The following is a 15,356-nucleotide window of genomic DNA, read 5'->3' on the forward strand; positions in this document are numbered from 1 at the left end:
CGCTACGGAGATTGATCGATGCATACGAAAATTATTGTCTCCATTATAACCTTGATGTTGCTTGTATCTGCGGCAACTAAAGCCAGTGAATCCCTCGAACTCACCAGTCCTGCATTTACCGAGAGTGGGTCGCTTCCCATTGAATTCACGTGCGAAGGAGAGGGGTTATCTCCTCCATTAAACTGGCGTGGTGTGCCAGATGGCACGCAGTCTTTGGTGGTGATTATGGATCATATGCCAAATCACAAGCCAGAGCCTGACATTGCCAGCAACCAAGAAAGTACCGCCTTTCCTAAAGCAGCTGAAACACCTGAAACAGCTGAAACAACTACAGCACCTGAATCAAGAAAGCCGGAAGGGCTGCGTTGGTACTGGAGTGTATACAACATTCCGGCGCACGTTTCGGGTATTGTTTCTGGAATGAGAAGCGGCAAATCAGTAGGCACATTTGGCAGCAATGTCGTGAATGATAAAAATGAATACGCGCCGCCCTGTTCAAAAGGTCCTGGCCCGAAAAACTACACTTTTCATCTCTATGCACTTTCAACGTCTTTAGATATGGCTCAATCAGATGAGATTTCAGCAGCGACTTTGCGAAAAAGTATGAGTGGCTTAGTACTGGATTCTGATTCCCTGACCGTTAGTTTTGCACGCAGCTGCCAGACTCCACTAAAGCCACATCCGGAACACAGCAGCCAACAAGACAAAAAGAATCCGCCGTCAGCATTGCCGCCATGTGGACAACCCATGGGTCTGCTCACTCCAGCGCCTATCGAAGAAAAGTAACCAAGAGATTTACATGAAACGTAACATTAAAAAAACATTGGTATTGCTCCTTCTCGTCGGTGTCGCCGCAGGCGTTGGGTACAAATACACCGTGGCACAGCAGATTCAGCCGGTATTTATAACCGATGTTGTTAAGCGCGGAAATATTGAAAGCGTTGTTTTGACGAACGGTGTTCTATATCCGTCGAAACTGGTCAGTGTCGGTGCTCAGGTGTCGGGGTTGATAGAAAAAATTGATGTCCAGGTAGGCGAAGAGATAAAGCAGGGTGATTTGATTGCTCAGATAGACAACCTGACACAACAAAACGCGCTTAAAGAAGCAGAAGCTTCGCTAAAGAGTATTAATGCTGAATACCGGGCAAAGCAGGCACAGATTAAAGTCGCGACGTCTGAATTTAGCCGTAAGAAAGCGTTGTTGGTGAGTAGGGCCACCTCTCAATCGGAATATGACACGGCAGAATCATTACTGGCGGTCTATCAGGCAGAGCTGGATCAGCTAAGCGCCGAAAAAGAGAAATCGATCATTAGTGTCGATAACGCGAAACTCAATCTTGGTTACACAACCATAGCATCGCCTATTGATGGCACCGTGATTTATGTATCGGTCGAAGAGGGACAGACCGTCAATAACAATCAAGGTACGCCGAGTATTATTGAGCTGGCACAACTGGATGTGATGACCATCAAGGCACAGGTTTCTGAAGCCGACATTATTAATGTTCGTGCGGGGCAGGAAGTCTATTTCACTATTTTGGGCGCAACGGGTAAGAAATACCCTGGTGCTTTACGCGCCATTGAGCCTGGCCCGACCTTGCTCAGTGGTGACGACAGTACTCTGAAAATTGGTGATGATGAAGCTATCTACTACAACGCCCTGTTCGATGTAGAAAACCCGGAAAACCTATTGCGCTTCGGCATGACCGCGCAGGTATCCATTATTCTGAAAAGTGCGGAAGATGCATTGCTTGTTCCGTCACAGGTATTAATCGCAAAGTCCGGTTCGAATTCTTCCTATCAGGTGCCTGTGAAAAACGATGGTCAAGTTGAATATCGCCATGTGGAAGTGGGCATCAACAATAAAATCTACGCTCAGATATTGTCAGGTCTTAACGAAGGTGAAGCGATCATTATCGGTCAGTCTTCTGGTGATAAAGCCGCTTCCGCTAACTCTATGGGGAGTTCTATGGGAAGTTCGATCGAAAGCTCGATGGGTGGTTTGTCGGGAAGTAGTGTGCCTGGACAAGGTGGCCCGGGCTCAGGCAAGGACACGAGGTTTTAACGTATGGCTGAAGCACTGTTAAATATTGTGGGTGTACGCCGCACTTTTTCTGCCGGTGAGCAGGAACTAACGGTTCTGAAAAATATTAACCTGCAGATTCATCGTGGTGAGATGATCGCTATTATCGGAGCTTCCGGGTCGGGGAAATCAACATTAATGAACATCCTTGGCTGTCTGGATAAGCCAACTAAAGGGAGTTACTTCATTAATGGTCAGGATACCTCCGCTATGGATGAAGATGAACTGGCGGCACTGCGACGTGAGCACTTTGGATTCATCTTTCAGCGTTATCACCTGCTGAGTGATTTAACCGCGTTAGGTAATGTGGAAGTGCCGGCCTTGTATGCGAATCAAGGTCAGCAGTCCCGACAGGAAAAAGCCAAAAAATTGCTGACCCGCCTGGGTTTGGGCGATCGCTTAGAGCATAAACCAAACCAGCTCAGCGGTGGCCAGCAACAGCGAGTCAGTATTGCCAGAGCCCTGATTAATGGCGGTGATGTTATTCTCGCTGATGAACCGACCGGCGCGCTGGATAGCAGCAGCGGCGAAGAGATGATGAAACTTCTTCGGGAGTTACACCGTGACGGCCACACCATCATCCTGGTCACGCACGATCCGAATATTGCCGAGTTTGCTGATCGCGTTATTGAGATTAAAGACGGGGAAATCATTGGCGATACTCCCAATTTCAATAAGCCCAGTCGCAGCGCTGAAGAGGGTTGTCAGCGGGTAGCAGAGAGCAAAGACTCCGAAGATAAAGCGCATGACCCTAAGACTCATGACCCTAAAATCCATTACCCTAAAACCTATGAAACGCAAAAAGCTAAGTCGGGTATTAACTGGTCGCGTTATCTTGAAGCCTTGAAAATGGCGCTAATTGCGATGTCTAATAACCGGCTGCGTACGTTTCTTACCATGCTCGGCATCATTATTGGTATTGCTTCCGTTGTATCAGTGGTCGCATTGGGCGCGGGGTCACAGCAATCGATTATGGACAATATCGCTTCAATGGGCACCAATACCATTGAGATAAAGCCTGGTACAGGGCGCGGAGATCGCCGTTCCGGGCGAGTTCGCACGCTCACCGCAGAGGATGCCAATGCGCTTAAAATATTGCCGTTTGTGGATAGTGTTACGCCAACGGTCAGGGCTAATGTCGCTATTCGTTATTCCAATGAAACGGTGACGGGTTCGGTTCAGGGTGTTGGCACCGAGTATTTCCGTGTGCGGGGCTATACCTTAGCGCAGGGGCAATATTTTGGTGAAGACAGCGTCGAGACGCTGGAGCAGGTCGCTGTTATTGACGCGAATACCGAACAAGAGCTTTTCCCTGACGGTGATGCACTCGGTAGCGTCATCTTTCTGGGCCGCCTTCCTGTGCGCGTTATTGGCGTCACTGATCCTATTGAAAGTGTGTCCGATAACAGTGATGAGCTGAATATCTGGCTGCCTTATACCACAGTATCCGGGCGTATATACCGGCAGAATTATGTCAGCGATATCACCGTAAGAGTCGCTGCGAATGTCTCCAGTGATGTGGCAGAACAAGGAATTATTAGCTTACTGAGCATGCGTCACGGCGTGGTTGATTTCTTCACTATCAACACGGATACGGTGCGAAAAAGTATAGAAAAAACATCTGAGACCATGACATTGCTTATTTCTGCTATCGCGTTTATCTCTCTGTTAGTGGGGGGTATTGGCGTTATGAATATCATGTTGGTATCCGTAACTGAGCGCACGGGAGAGATAGGTATACGTATAGCGGTAGGGGCCAGACAGACGGATATCATGCGTCAGTTTTTGATTGAGGCGGTGCTGGTCTGCTTCTGTGGTGGCGCATTGGGGATCGGGCTCGCCTATCTGGTTGGCGTGATATTCACCTACACAGGTAGCGATTTTCAGATGATCTATTCCAGTTCGTCTATCATTGCGGCTTTTGCCTGTTCGACCTTAATCGGCATTCTATTTGGCTATCTTCCTGCCCGTAATGCCGCAAAACTTAACCCTATCGAGGCACTCTCCAGAGATTAGTGTGGAGGATAAACAATGAAAACGAGCGTTATCATTACGATGTATTCGTAATTTTTTGCTTGGGTGCAACCCAATACTCAGTGATTATCAACAGCCGGATTCAGGGGATAGTTTACTTAATTCCTCAGCTCTGGAAGGCATATTCGACAAAGATGTATCAAATACAAGAAGCAAAACAATGCCCAGGAAGGCTAGAGTAATGGTTTCGCCTTTGTTTGACCGCTTGGGGGCGATAGTGACTTAAATGGTTCTGAGTCGAACAAGATCAAACGTTAGGGCAGGTGGGTGCCAAATGCGGTCATAGTCAGTAATTCTAAAGATTGGCAACCGTATATTGTCCCCGATGATTAACCCGCATCACGTTAATCCAATCATATAAATGTACCCCGATCCATTTATTGATTGTTGATCGCTTACGGTGCCTGACGTTCATCTATGTATGCTGCTCTTTTAAACAGAATACCTGAATAAACCTGACTAATCGGGCTGCTTCGGGTCTCCATTCATTTACACAACATTCATTTTTTTTGATCGGTGTTGACCACTGCATAGGCGACCATTTCAACTAACATTTCATCCCGTGCCAATCCGGCAATGACCAAAGCCGCCCGATTAGGAAATGGGGCGCTAATATACTCGGCATAGACACGGTTTACAGTGGCCAGGTAACTTTTGTCCGTCACGTAAATAAGCACTTGTGTGAGGGCGGATAAATCTGCTCCTGCGCATTCCAGCGTGTGCTTAAGGTTGTCTAGAGTTTGGCGTGTTTGTGCTTCAATACCGCCTTCAACTACCTTGCCTGTGGCGTCTATCGGAATTTGTGCAGTGAACAGAATACCGTTGCCAATGGTTGCCCATTCTAGTGGTGAGGGTGAGTCGTAGAGTTCTGTTTTTACAATGCTGATCATTGAGTGGGCTTTCCTGTTAGGTTGTTAATGTTGACTAGTAGCCGGGGACGCGTTACTAACAGCGCCACCGGCGGGGCAATAAAACCTCTCACTCGGCGTTGGCGAGTAGCTCTTTCCAGTTGCCCGGATAGACGGCGTAAAAGATGCTTGCCTGCTCGCCCTCATATTTTAATTCGGTGCCTTTCGGAATCCATATAATGTCGCCGGCATGTCCCTCGAGTATTTCCCCGCCAGTCACCAGGCGAAAAATGCCGTCGATAACGTATATCACTTCGTCATAGAGCACCGTCCAGGCAATAGAGCAGGCATCGAAGCGTGCAACGCCCGCCGCCATGGTCGAACTGAGTTCGCCCCCGACCGCGCGGGCTACTTCTGAATGCCCCGGAGGGCCACCGCGGTGGGCAAAGTTGAGACTGGTCGAGCTAATAAGTTTGGCCGTCATAAATTTTCCAGTTTTTTCTAGATGGGTCAGAATGGCGTTCGTTACATGACGCCAAGCATCCGTGGGATGAACAGCGAGACTTCCGGAATAAAGGTCGTAACCATCATCACGGGTAGGCCTACAACCAGGATCATCCAGATTGCCGGCATAATTGCGTGGTGGATTGAGACCTGACCTATACGGCACGCCATGTACAGTATTGGCGCGACCGGCGGACTGTTGGCACCGATCACTACCGAGCATGCGACTATGGCGCCATAGTGAATTGGATCAACGCCTGCGCTCACAACCAGGGGCATCAGCAACGGGGCGATAACCACGGTGACCGATAGGTCATCCATTATCATGCCGGTGATGATCAGGAAGGCATTGACTATCAGTAGAATCAGGAGGGGATTTTGTACTAGTGTGGTAATCCACTCGGTCAGTTCCTGCGGTACACGTTCGGCGGTCAGAATGCGGCCGATCATGAACGAAAACAACAGAATCAGCATGATGGTACCGGTCGTTTCGGCTGACGCTACCACGCTATCCCTCAAACGGCTGAGGGTTAAATCTCTGTAGAAAAAGAAGCCGATAATAATAGCTGCAACCACTGCCACAGCGGCCGCTTCAGTTGGCGTGCAGATACCACCGTAAATCCCGCCAAGAATAAGAAAAGGCAGCGACAGAGCTGGCAGAGCTGACTTTGTAATACTCCAGCGCGAGGCTATCTTTTGTCCCGGCATCGTGTCGTCGGGGTGGTTTTCAGTAAACAGGCGTCCGGCGCAAAAACGGTTGAACAGGGTCAGGCCAAGCATCAGTAGCAGAGCGGGCCCTATTGTTGCGGCGAACAACGCTGTAATGGACTGCCGTGTGACTACACCAAACAAGATCATGGTGACCGAAGGCGGAATCAGGATTCCCAGCAAAGACGAAATGCCCAATAGTGCGCTGGCGTAGCCACGAGGGTAGCCGCGCTCGGCCAATGGGCCAATCATGATGGTGCCGATCGAGGCTACGGCACCACTGGCGGTACCTGAAATTGCGCCAAAGATACCTGAGGCGTACACCATAGAAGCACCCAGGCCGCCGCGCCGTCCTCTTACCAACATTTCGATGAAGTCAACCAGACGTCGAGCGATGCCACCACTCTTCATTAGGTAGCCAGCGAGTACAAAGAGCGGCAGTGCTAACAGGATAATATGGTCCAGCGAGCGAAAACCCTGCAATAGTAATGTTGTCATGTTCACGTCATAGATGAACACCAGATACGCAAGCACGGCGGCAAATGACCAGGCAACGGGCACGCCGATGGTCATTAATACGATCAACAAAAGTATGGCCAGAACACCCATTATTTTTCACCTTCTTCTTTTGGATTGTGGCATGCCCTGCCGGTAATCAGGTCACGCATGGCGTAGGCGAAGCAGCCAATGCTGGCGAGTGCCAGGGAGCTAAGTGGAATCAACTCGGGGAGCCCGAGTCCGGGTGTGGTTTGTGGACGTTTGATTGCGAAGCTCATCATGCGCCAAGCCAGATAGATAAAGAACACAGTTGTTGCGACCATGATCAGAGCAACCACTCGCTGGTGCAGGCGAAGTAGAAAAGGCGAAGTGAGCTGCTGCGGCAGAAAGTCGACTACAAGATGCTCTGCACGCCGACTAGCTATGATTCCACCGACCATGTAAAGCCACATGGCACTGATCAATGCCAACTCATCAACACCGACAATGGACCATTCCATAGCGTAGCGGGCAATAACCATGAAGAACACAAGCCCAGCCACTACTACGCTGGCAATAATCGCGATGAGATTGAGCAGGCGAGCCATTACGCGATCAATCGAAGAGAAAAAACTAAGCATGGATACCTCCGAAACAGGCTAAAGGCCCTGCCTTGCGGCAAGGCCTGTCAATCGTTAGAGCTTAGGAGCGTTTTCCCGCACTTGTTGTACGAGTTCTGGACCCACTTCTGCTTCCATCTGCGGCCATACCTGCTCTCGTGCAACTTTTGCCAGTGCGCGCAGCTCTTCTTCCGTCGGTTCTATGTACTCCATGCCACCGGCCACTGCTTTGTCTACGTAGCTTTGGTCAAGGGCTTTGGCATCGGCGAACTGTTTCTCCATAACGAGTAGCGCGGCATCGGCAACGATCTTTTGCTGGTTCGGATTTAGCTCTTCCCACGTTTCCGTATTCATCGATAGTACGCCAGTTACGAATACATGCTTTGTACGGGTGTAGTGGGTCAGCACATCACGAAAGTACTCGTAGTCCCAGTAGATGATGTTGCCCGCATCGCCATCGACTACCCCGGTCTGTATTGATGTGTATACCTCACCCCAGGTGATGGCTGTCGCTTGATACCCCAGCGCTTGCATGGTCTGCGGGTTCGGGAAGTTAGATGGCACGCGAACTTTGATCCCCTTGGCACCTTCGACGGTGGTTGCGTACTTGCCGCGGGTAGCTACACCGCCAAACCCTTCGGGCCAGGCCCCGAAAAAGGTCAGTCCCTGGTCGTTATGTACTTCGTTATAGATAGTGTTGAGCCAACCACCCGGACGGTAGGCATCAAATGCCTGGTCCCAGCTAAGGAACATATAGGGCATGTTGCGCAAGCCCATACGCTTGTCATAGGAAGTGAGGGGCCAGTTGAGCATCATGTCTACTTCGCCGGCCATGAACAGGTCAAACACTTCTTTTTGGTCGCCCAACTCATCCTGATAAAAGATGTTGATTTTTATCTCGTCGGGTGTGCCGGCTGTTTTTTTCTGGATTATTTCAGCCCAGTTATCAAGGGCGTTGCCTGTCGGAGACCCCTTGGATCCAGTGTCGGTGGCCATCTTCAGCTTAATGGTGTCAGCAGTTGTCACCATAGAAAAGACCACGGCAGCAGAAATAGCCAGCACCTTTGTAATATTGAATATGTTCATTTAGCCTCTCACTTATTTAGATTTATTTTGTGTTGTTGGCTCGCGCATTCTGCACGAATATTGTTAAGCACCGGATGTCATATTTCCGTCCGGCTTGCCAGCCGTGCCATTGCCATACGCAGTGGCACGCCTATTCGAAGCAGCGGTTTGGGCGGCAAGCGTGAAGGGCTGCCCGATACCTCCTGCATGTTGGTGAGCAACTTACTGTGTCTGCCTGATAGCATATCAGCTAGCATCATGCCCGAAATTGTTCCTCGTGCGGCTCCGACACTCTGATCGCAGCCCGATGAGTAGATACCCTCTTCGAGTTTGCCAAAGTAAGTCTCGAAATTGGCTGACAGACTGGTTGCGCCGCCCCAGGTGTATTCTATGCCGACATGTTTTAGCGTCGGATAGCGATGCTCAAGGCCTTCGCGGTGCCGCTCTTGGATGCCAGGGATGACAGCAGCGGGGGTGTTGTAATCCGGAGCATAGCGGTACGAGTTTCGAATGATCAGTCGGCGATCCTGTGTCATGCGCATGGTCGTGCCGGCATGATCCGCTGGTGTCATGCCCCAGTCCAGCTGGCCGCCGTATAGCGACATCTCCGCGTCGGTCAGTGGTCGCGTCATGCTGGCAAAGGTCATCACCGGTAATATCCGGTTTTTCATGAACCCTAGCTCCGGTGTAAAGATGCTGGTTGCGACAATGAGCTGTTTGCAGGTGATAGTGGCGTTGCGGGTCTTCAGTTTGAAGCCGCTGGGCTGACGACAGATTTCCAACACCGGTGTATTTTCGACGACACGAACATTGGCTGGCAGCGAGTCCGCCAGGCCGCGCATCAGAGCCGCTGGTTGTACCAGAGTACCGCCGGGCGTATAGATTGCGGCGTTGTAGTAGTCGGTACCGAAAACCGCCTGAGCTTCGGCTTTAGACAGTCGTTCATAGGGCTCGCCAGAATTGCGCAGAAGCTGCTCATAGTTGTTGAGGTATTTTTCGCCGCGCGGGCCCACCGCGCCCTGGTACTTACCAACTCGGGACCACTGGCAGTCAATTCCGAAATTATCGATCTGATGTTCCAGGTATTCAATCGCCGCCCGATTGAGTTGAATAATCTTGTTCTTGAATACATCGTCAGCGCGTTCGAGATCGCGTTTGTGGGGTTGGTCGATTACAAAACCGGAATTTCGTCCCGAAGCACCCTGGCCGACTTTTAATGCATCGATCAATAGCACCTTGTCATCTGGGCAATTTTCGGCGAGGCGACGTGCGGCGGCCGTACCGACAAAGCCGCCACCAATAACAACGGTATCGAATGTTGTATCATCGTTGAGTGCAGAGAACTCGGAAACTGAGCCGAGTAGCTCGTACCAACCACAGCGACCATCGTATTGCGGTAAAATCACGTCTACTCTCCTGTTCGAGCTTGACAGATGATGGACAGATAAGGGCTGTTGGCACCTCGTCTGCCCAAGTGCGAGACAATAGTGCACCTTGAATATTCATTTGTCTTCATTAGATCTCTGTTTTAAGCTAAAATTAGCTTCTATATAAATAATATTTATTTTGAAGCTAATTAATACACGAGAGATACCATGAAAGATGGACTCCTTATCGACACCCATGTACTTAATTCTTTCGTCACCATTGCTGAAGCTGGGTCCATGACCGAAGCGGCGAAGCGGCTCGGTGTCACCCAACCTGCGGTATCCCAGATTCTCAAACAACTGGAGGCGCAGGTCGGTACTCAATTGGTGGTTCGTCGTACCAGCCCTGTACGCCTCACGGTCGCAGGGCATGTGCTTAAGAAGAATGCTGATGCCATTCTGGGCGAATTACGCAGGCTTATCGCCACTGTGCGCGAAGCGGCGGATAAGGGGTTGGTGCAGTGTCGCTTGGGGTTTGTTACCTCATGCGCAGAGGTATTTGGCAGCAAGCTTATCGCTGCGCTTGGTCACCAGACGGAACGGCTTACCCTGCGTAGCGGGCTGACTTCAGGAATGGCTGAGGCTTTCCTCAATCGGGAGATAGACGTCTTGGTGTCAGACGAGACCCTAGCCGGAGTGGAGGGGCTCGAGCGCTTCGCTGTGTTCCGTGATCCAATGCTACTTGCCGTTTCGAGTGAGCACATAACCGACTCGGACTTTTCGCTGCAAGATCTCGCAACGCGCTGGCCCATGATCAAGTATGGTCGTGATGCGAGCATTGGCCGATTCAGTGAAGTCGTGTTGCGGCGTATGCAAATACAGGCCAACGTACGCTATGAAACCGATGATACTCATACCCTGATGAGCTTCGTGCGCGACGGTCACGGCTGGGCCATTCTAACGGCGACCTGTTTGGCTCAGACGCTCAATGCCTCGGGTGGGGGGGCGGGTGTTAAGGTAATGGAGCTGGGTAACAGCCGGCACTACAGAACTATTCAGCTGATTGCGCGTAAAGGAGAGTTGGGGGCTATCCCAGGCAATATCGCTGCGTTGATTCAGTCGATCCTCATCAGCGATATTTTGCCCAGATTGCAGGCGCAGGCTCCCTGGATAACTGAGGAGTTATTCAACGTAACGTCCGAACTCCGAGGGGGTGACGATCACACTTTGTGATGCAAACGACGCGCTGTAAGTTAGATACCTAAGTGCGCCTCGATTAACCGATGATTTTCGCTCAATAGAGTAGACCAGTAACCTCATGCCATTCATCACATAGGCAACTCAAACCGATCTTTCTCTGTGGATTGATCTTACAATCATATAGATCAGTCCATGGAAGTATCGGTTTCCAACTTGATTGGTCGTTATCAGTTGGTTGAGGCTCACCATATAGTTGGTGACTTATTTAGGCTATAAAATAAACTCTCTACGTCAATCCGTGTGGGTACTACTCTTCAAATGTTACGTTATACTTTTTGAGAATCATTTTTTCTGTTTTGCCCTTCATGGACAAACGTCCCTCATTCCAAATTCTTATCAGTTCCTGTCTTTTTACATCAGGAATTTTTTTTGAGAAGATCGGCATTTCAACCAATTTTTTTTCTAAGCCTGGGTGCACAATCCTAAGGTCATCATTAAAGTTCAGCCGATTTAAAACATGCTGAAGGACAAGATCATTATCCGCATATAAGTCGACTCTGTTTTCTTTAATCATGCGGAAAATCCGGTCAACCACATCATCGTAACCAGCGATCACTTCAACGAAGCGAGCATTTTTTGGGTCATCGATATGCTTTTGATAGTCGGCACTCATTGAGCTGTAATCCCAGCCCGGCCCCGTTGCGATGCGTTTACCTTTTATAGATTGAATACCATGATAGCGCCACGGATCATCTCGTCTGACGACAAAGGCTGTTGTGTATGCAAATGTTGCTTCGCGGGCATACTCGAAGTCCTTTTCTGCATTCTTTGAAAATAGGTATTCCGGCAACATATCGCAAAGACCCTCTGCTACCATAGCCAGTCCTCTTGCCAGAGGCACTTCATAATATTCCAGTTTATAGCCTTTTGATGTGTATATTTGATCCAGCATATCTATGACAACACCCCGCGCAGAAGACTCTTCTGATGGAAATATTGTCATAGGGGCCCATTGGTCATAGCACACTTTTAATGTCGTAGCATGACTCATGCCGGCTATGCTTGTTCCTGTTAAAAAAACCATGAGGAACAACAGGCGAACCATTTGGTCACCTTTTGATTTTTTGTTTTTCGGCTGCTTATTTTTCGACACGGTCACGACCCTTCTCCTTAGCACCATAAAGTTTCAAATCGGCGCGTTTAAATAGTTCGGAAATTAAATGGTCTTTTGGCTCCGATGACTCAATGCCAAGACTCACAGTGTAGGTGACGGTTTTACCATCAACTTCTAAAATTGCATTACGAATGGTCTTTCGTATTTTGTCGGCAAGCTGGAAGGCGTCATCAATTCCGGTATCCGGGAGAAATATGGCAAACTCTTCTCCACCCAGTCTCCCAATGAGGTCAGACTTTCTTAAGAAAGTTTGAATTGTATCTGTAAAATGAATGAGTACTTTATCACCAGTGAAGTGGCCATAGGTATCGTTGATCAATTTAAAGTAATCTAAATCCATCAAAATAAAAGATACTGACGATTTTTGGCGCTGAGAAAGAACGAGCAGATGTTGCGTTCTTTCAAAGAAACTGCCCCGATTTAATGTACCCGTTAAAGAATCCTTTGTTGCTAGCTCTTTGAGTTTTTCATTCAAAATTTGTAATGCTTCTGTACGCTTTGCAACGGTCTCTTCTAACCAATTTCGCTTGGCTTGTTCGTCTTCCAATAATCGTTCCCTGTCCCTTTCCATGGCAGAGAGCATCTTATTCATATGTCCTTGAAGCAGGCTGAGTTCGTTATTCTCAATGTTTGACAGGTTAATCCGTTCACTTATGTTTTGGCTCAATTGAACCTTATTTAATTGCGACATCAATTCTTTCAAGGGGCTTGCCAAATAACGATCAAAGGCCCAAATAAACAGCCAGAATAAAATAGATAACTTGATGATAGCCGTCATTGCAATCAAGGAGAAACCGAACAAAACCCGATCTAAAACGACTTCCGACGAGGAGTAAAGTGTAAGCGATCCCAGTAATACTTTTTCATTATTAAGTGCCCAATTTAAGTCTGATTTTGTATCGAAAATTGACAAGGGGACTGAGGCCGGCGTGTAGGATCTTTTAGATATTATATTTTTGGCATTCTTATCGAAAATATCCACACCCTCGATAATTGGCATTTTGATAAGCCCGTCAATGAGTGCATCCAGCTGTTTCTGGTTGTATTGCCATAAACTAGTAGAAATTGGGTCGTGGACTGTTTCTTCTAACTGTTTTAATTCATTTAAGATTGAATCCTGCGTTTTCAAATACTCGCTCAAGAACTGCATGCTTGTGATTAAGCAGGTTACGCCCAAATAGATGGAAAAAATAACACGCATCATTTTTTTGGACAGATTGTTAGGGCGAAGAAAACTTGTAAACACTATAGACAACCCTTCCCGATAAACTTTTAATTATAATTAAGCTTAGGTTACTAATGTGCTTAATGAAAGCTTAATAGAATAGAGTTTGCTTTACCGCCATCCAACAGCTTCAGCTTGATATCATTAGATAAAAAAGAACTTAACTCAATGATGAACTAGTCTGTCCGGTCTGATGCGAAATTGGATAAGTTGCCGGTAATTAGATCGCGTTGACTTTCCAAAACCGAAACCAAATGCTCTTTACATGCCCTTACTCTCGCTGTTGTTCGCAACTCGACATGATTCAAAATCCAAATTCCCCAATCAGATGGTGGTATTTTGAAATCTAAACGAACCAGTCCAGGTTGGGTGTCGCCGATAAAACAAGGTAATTTTGCCAAGCCAAAACCATTGGCCGCAGCGACTGCCATCGAACCGACGTCATCGACTCGAAGTGAAACTTCAGAATCGCCAGCATATTTTTTGACCCAATCCGTTCGCTTATTTTCTGATTGAAAAAGTACCACTTTTGTTTTTTTAGGACGATAGTGTAAATGCTCTTGAGAAGCATAGATCCCGTGATGCAATTTCATGATTTCATGACCCACTAGATAATCCGGTGGACTAGGTGTCATTCGAATGGCTAAATCGGCTTCCATGGCGGCCAAATCAACTAGGCTTTTGGTCATGAGTAACTGCATGTCAATATCAGGAAAACGTTCACAGAATTTTTCCATCTTCGGAATGATCAGGCGATTAGCAAGTTCAAACGCTATGGTCAGTTTTAATGGACCGGCTAATGCAGAATCCTGATTTGCCGCTTGTCTATTTATGGTATGTACCTTCTCCTCCATTGAAACGACCTGTTGGTAGAGATTCTCTGCCGCTTGTGTCATAGAGTAACCACTCCTGCTTTTATCAAATAATCGCGTGCCCAGGCTGATTTCAAGGGCTTCAATTCTCCTCGCTACGGTAGTATGTTTTACATTCAGCAGCCTGCCAGCACCACTAATCGTGCCTTCTCTTGCCAAAGCCAGAAAATACTTCAGATCATTCCAATTCATAAACAAGCACCTCAGCTAGTTTGGATTTGATGTGCATATATGCACATGATTTGCCAATATTAACTCATTTATTGTCTTTGTTGGGTGGAGTAAATTGATTCTGTAACCTAACAAACTCCAAGGTGCATTCCATGAATTCGCATACATTACAAAAACTAGCTGCATTTACTTCCAACCCTCAAGGTGGCAACCCAGCAGGCGTATGGATTGGTGAGACTTTACCCGAACCGAGGGAAATGCAACGCATTGCGGCTGAAGTTGGCTTTTCAGAAACAGCTTTTGTCGCGCCTGGCACAGGAAGTATCAGAACTGTACGTTATTACAGCCCAGAAGCTGAAGTCCCATTTTGCGGGCACGCTACGATAGCAACCGGCGTAGCTTTAGGTAAAAAATCAGGTAGTGGCACCTATCAGTTTGAAACGACTATAGGGACTATTCCTGTGGATGTCAGTGAGGATAAAGGTGAAATGAAGGCCACGCTTACGTCAGTGGAGCCTAAGTTTGAATTGGCATCTGACACTTTACTTAAAGACGCTCTGTGTGCCCTCGGCTGGAGTTCGGATGATCTGGATACCAAGATTCCGCCGGCACGAGCGTTTGGGGGGAATTGGCACTTAGTATTGGCAGTGAAATCAAAACAACGCTTAGATGACTTAAACTACGATTTCGAGAAACTTAAAAAAATTATGCTAGATGATGATTTGACCACTCTACAATTGATCTGGCGTGAAAACGATGAACTCATTCATTCTCGGAATCCATTTCCGGTTGGTGGTGTAGTCGATGATTCTGCTACGGGCGCTGCGGCAGTTGCTTTAGGTGGTTATTTACGAGAAGCAAAAATAATTAATGCACCGAAGGATATAAATATTCTGCAAGGCGAAATAATGGGAAGGCCAAGTCAGTTAAATCTTTCTATTCCGAAAGTTGGCGGCATAAAGGTGTCGGGTACGGCCGTCCAATTGACTGATTAGCTCGACCGAATCA

The 15,356-nt window shown here is 47.9% G+C and carries 14 protein-coding genes; 5 read left to right on the forward strand and 9 right to left on the reverse strand.

Going from position 1 to position 15,356, the window contains the following annotated elements; genetic code table 11:
- The first annotated feature begins 18 nt into the window (after positions 1-18).
- Genes Nant_RS03100 through Nant_RS03110 form a run of 3 tightly spaced genes read left to right on the forward strand, consistent with a single transcriptional unit; the run spans position 19 to position 4,099 of the window.
- A complete protein-coding gene (locus Nant_RS03100; RefSeq protein WP_054340184.1) occupies positions 19-786 on the forward strand; it encodes a YbhB/YbcL family Raf kinase inhibitor-like protein in 768 nt (255 codons plus the stop codon).
- Between the two features lie 13 nt (positions 787-799).
- Complete coding sequence (locus tag Nant_RS03105; protein ID WP_054340185.1) at positions 800-2,065, forward strand: efflux RND transporter periplasmic adaptor subunit; 1,266 nt, start codon at positions 800-802, stop codon at positions 2,063-2,065.
- Between the two features lie 3 nt (positions 2,066-2,068).
- Positions 2,069-4,099 carry a MacB family efflux pump subunit gene (locus Nant_RS03110; RefSeq protein ID WP_054340186.1) on the forward strand — a complete coding sequence of 677 codons (2,031 nt, stop codon included), beginning with the start codon at positions 2,069-2,071 and terminating at the stop codon, positions 4,097-4,099.
- 518 nt (positions 4,100-4,617) lie between these two features.
- Here the strand turns inward: Nant_RS03110 and Nant_RS03115 are convergent.
- The 6 genes from Nant_RS03115 to Nant_RS03140 form a co-directional block, all read right to left on the reverse strand.
- Positions 4,618-5,007: a RidA family protein gene (locus Nant_RS03115; RefSeq protein WP_054340187.1), complete on the reverse strand. Its 390-nt coding sequence runs from the start codon at positions 5,005-5,007 to the stop codon at positions 4,618-4,620.
- A gap of 88 nt (positions 5,008-5,095) precedes the next feature.
- The gene (locus Nant_RS03120; RefSeq protein WP_274378312.1) at positions 5,096-5,587 is read right to left on the reverse strand and encodes a cupin domain-containing protein; all 492 of its coding nucleotides are present in this window, start codon (positions 5,585-5,587) and stop codon (positions 5,096-5,098) included.
- Positions 5,491-6,786: a TRAP transporter large permease gene (locus Nant_RS03125; protein ID WP_076496026.1), complete on the reverse strand. Its 1,296-nt coding sequence runs from the start codon at positions 6,784-6,786 to the stop codon at positions 5,491-5,493. The genes Nant_RS03120 and Nant_RS03125 overlap by 97 nt, the downstream gene beginning before the upstream one ends.
- Positions 6,786-7,295, reverse strand: coding sequence for a TRAP transporter small permease (locus Nant_RS03130; RefSeq protein ID WP_054340190.1), 510 nt, complete (start codon positions 7,293-7,295; stop codon positions 6,786-6,788). The genes Nant_RS03125 and Nant_RS03130 overlap by 1 nt, the downstream gene beginning before the upstream one ends.
- Positions 7,296-7,349: 54 nt before the next feature.
- Complete coding sequence (gene dctP / locus Nant_RS03135) at positions 7,350-8,360, reverse strand: TRAP transporter substrate-binding protein DctP (protein ID WP_054340191.1); 1,011 nt, start codon at positions 8,358-8,360, stop codon at positions 7,350-7,352.
- 77 nt (positions 8,361-8,437) lie between these two features.
- Positions 8,438-9,745, reverse strand: coding sequence for an NAD(P)/FAD-dependent oxidoreductase (locus Nant_RS03140; protein WP_054340192.1), 1,308 nt, complete (start codon positions 9,743-9,745; stop codon positions 8,438-8,440).
- Between the two features lie 189 nt (positions 9,746-9,934).
- Between Nant_RS03140 and Nant_RS03145 the strand changes: the two genes are divergently transcribed.
- Positions 9,935-10,939, forward strand: coding sequence for a LysR family transcriptional regulator (locus Nant_RS03145; RefSeq protein ID WP_054340193.1), 1,005 nt, complete (start codon positions 9,935-9,937; stop codon positions 10,937-10,939).
- A gap of 274 nt (positions 10,940-11,213) precedes the next feature.
- Here the strand turns inward: Nant_RS03145 and Nant_RS03150 are convergent, their stop codons facing one another.
- From Nant_RS03150 to Nant_RS03160, 3 genes are all read right to left on the reverse strand, one after another.
- Positions 11,214-12,065 (reverse strand): substrate-binding periplasmic protein, encoded by an 852-nt coding sequence (locus Nant_RS03150; protein WP_238377059.1) that lies wholly within the window; start codon positions 12,063-12,065, stop codon positions 11,214-11,216.
- On the reverse strand, positions 12,046-13,326 hold the full coding sequence (locus tag Nant_RS03155) for a GGDEF domain-containing protein (protein WP_054340194.1): 1,281 nt from the start codon (positions 13,324-13,326) through the stop codon (positions 12,046-12,048). The genes Nant_RS03150 and Nant_RS03155 overlap by 20 nt, the downstream gene beginning before the upstream one ends.
- Before the next feature lie 155 nt (positions 13,327-13,481).
- Positions 13,482-14,369 (reverse strand): LysR family transcriptional regulator, encoded by an 888-nt coding sequence (locus Nant_RS03160; protein WP_054340195.1) that lies wholly within the window; start codon positions 14,367-14,369, stop codon positions 13,482-13,484.
- A gap of 131 nt (positions 14,370-14,500) precedes the next feature.
- Between Nant_RS03160 and Nant_RS03165 the strand changes: the two genes are divergently transcribed.
- A complete protein-coding gene (locus Nant_RS03165) occupies positions 14,501-15,343 on the forward strand; it encodes a PhzF family phenazine biosynthesis protein (RefSeq protein WP_054340196.1) in 843 nt (280 codons plus the stop codon).
- The last annotated feature ends 13 nt before the right edge of the window (positions 15,344-15,356 follow it).

The organism is Neptunomonas antarctica, assembly GCF_001305295.1.
GTDB lineage: Bacteria > Pseudomonadota > Gammaproteobacteria > Pseudomonadales > Balneatricaceae > Neptunomonas > Neptunomonas antarctica.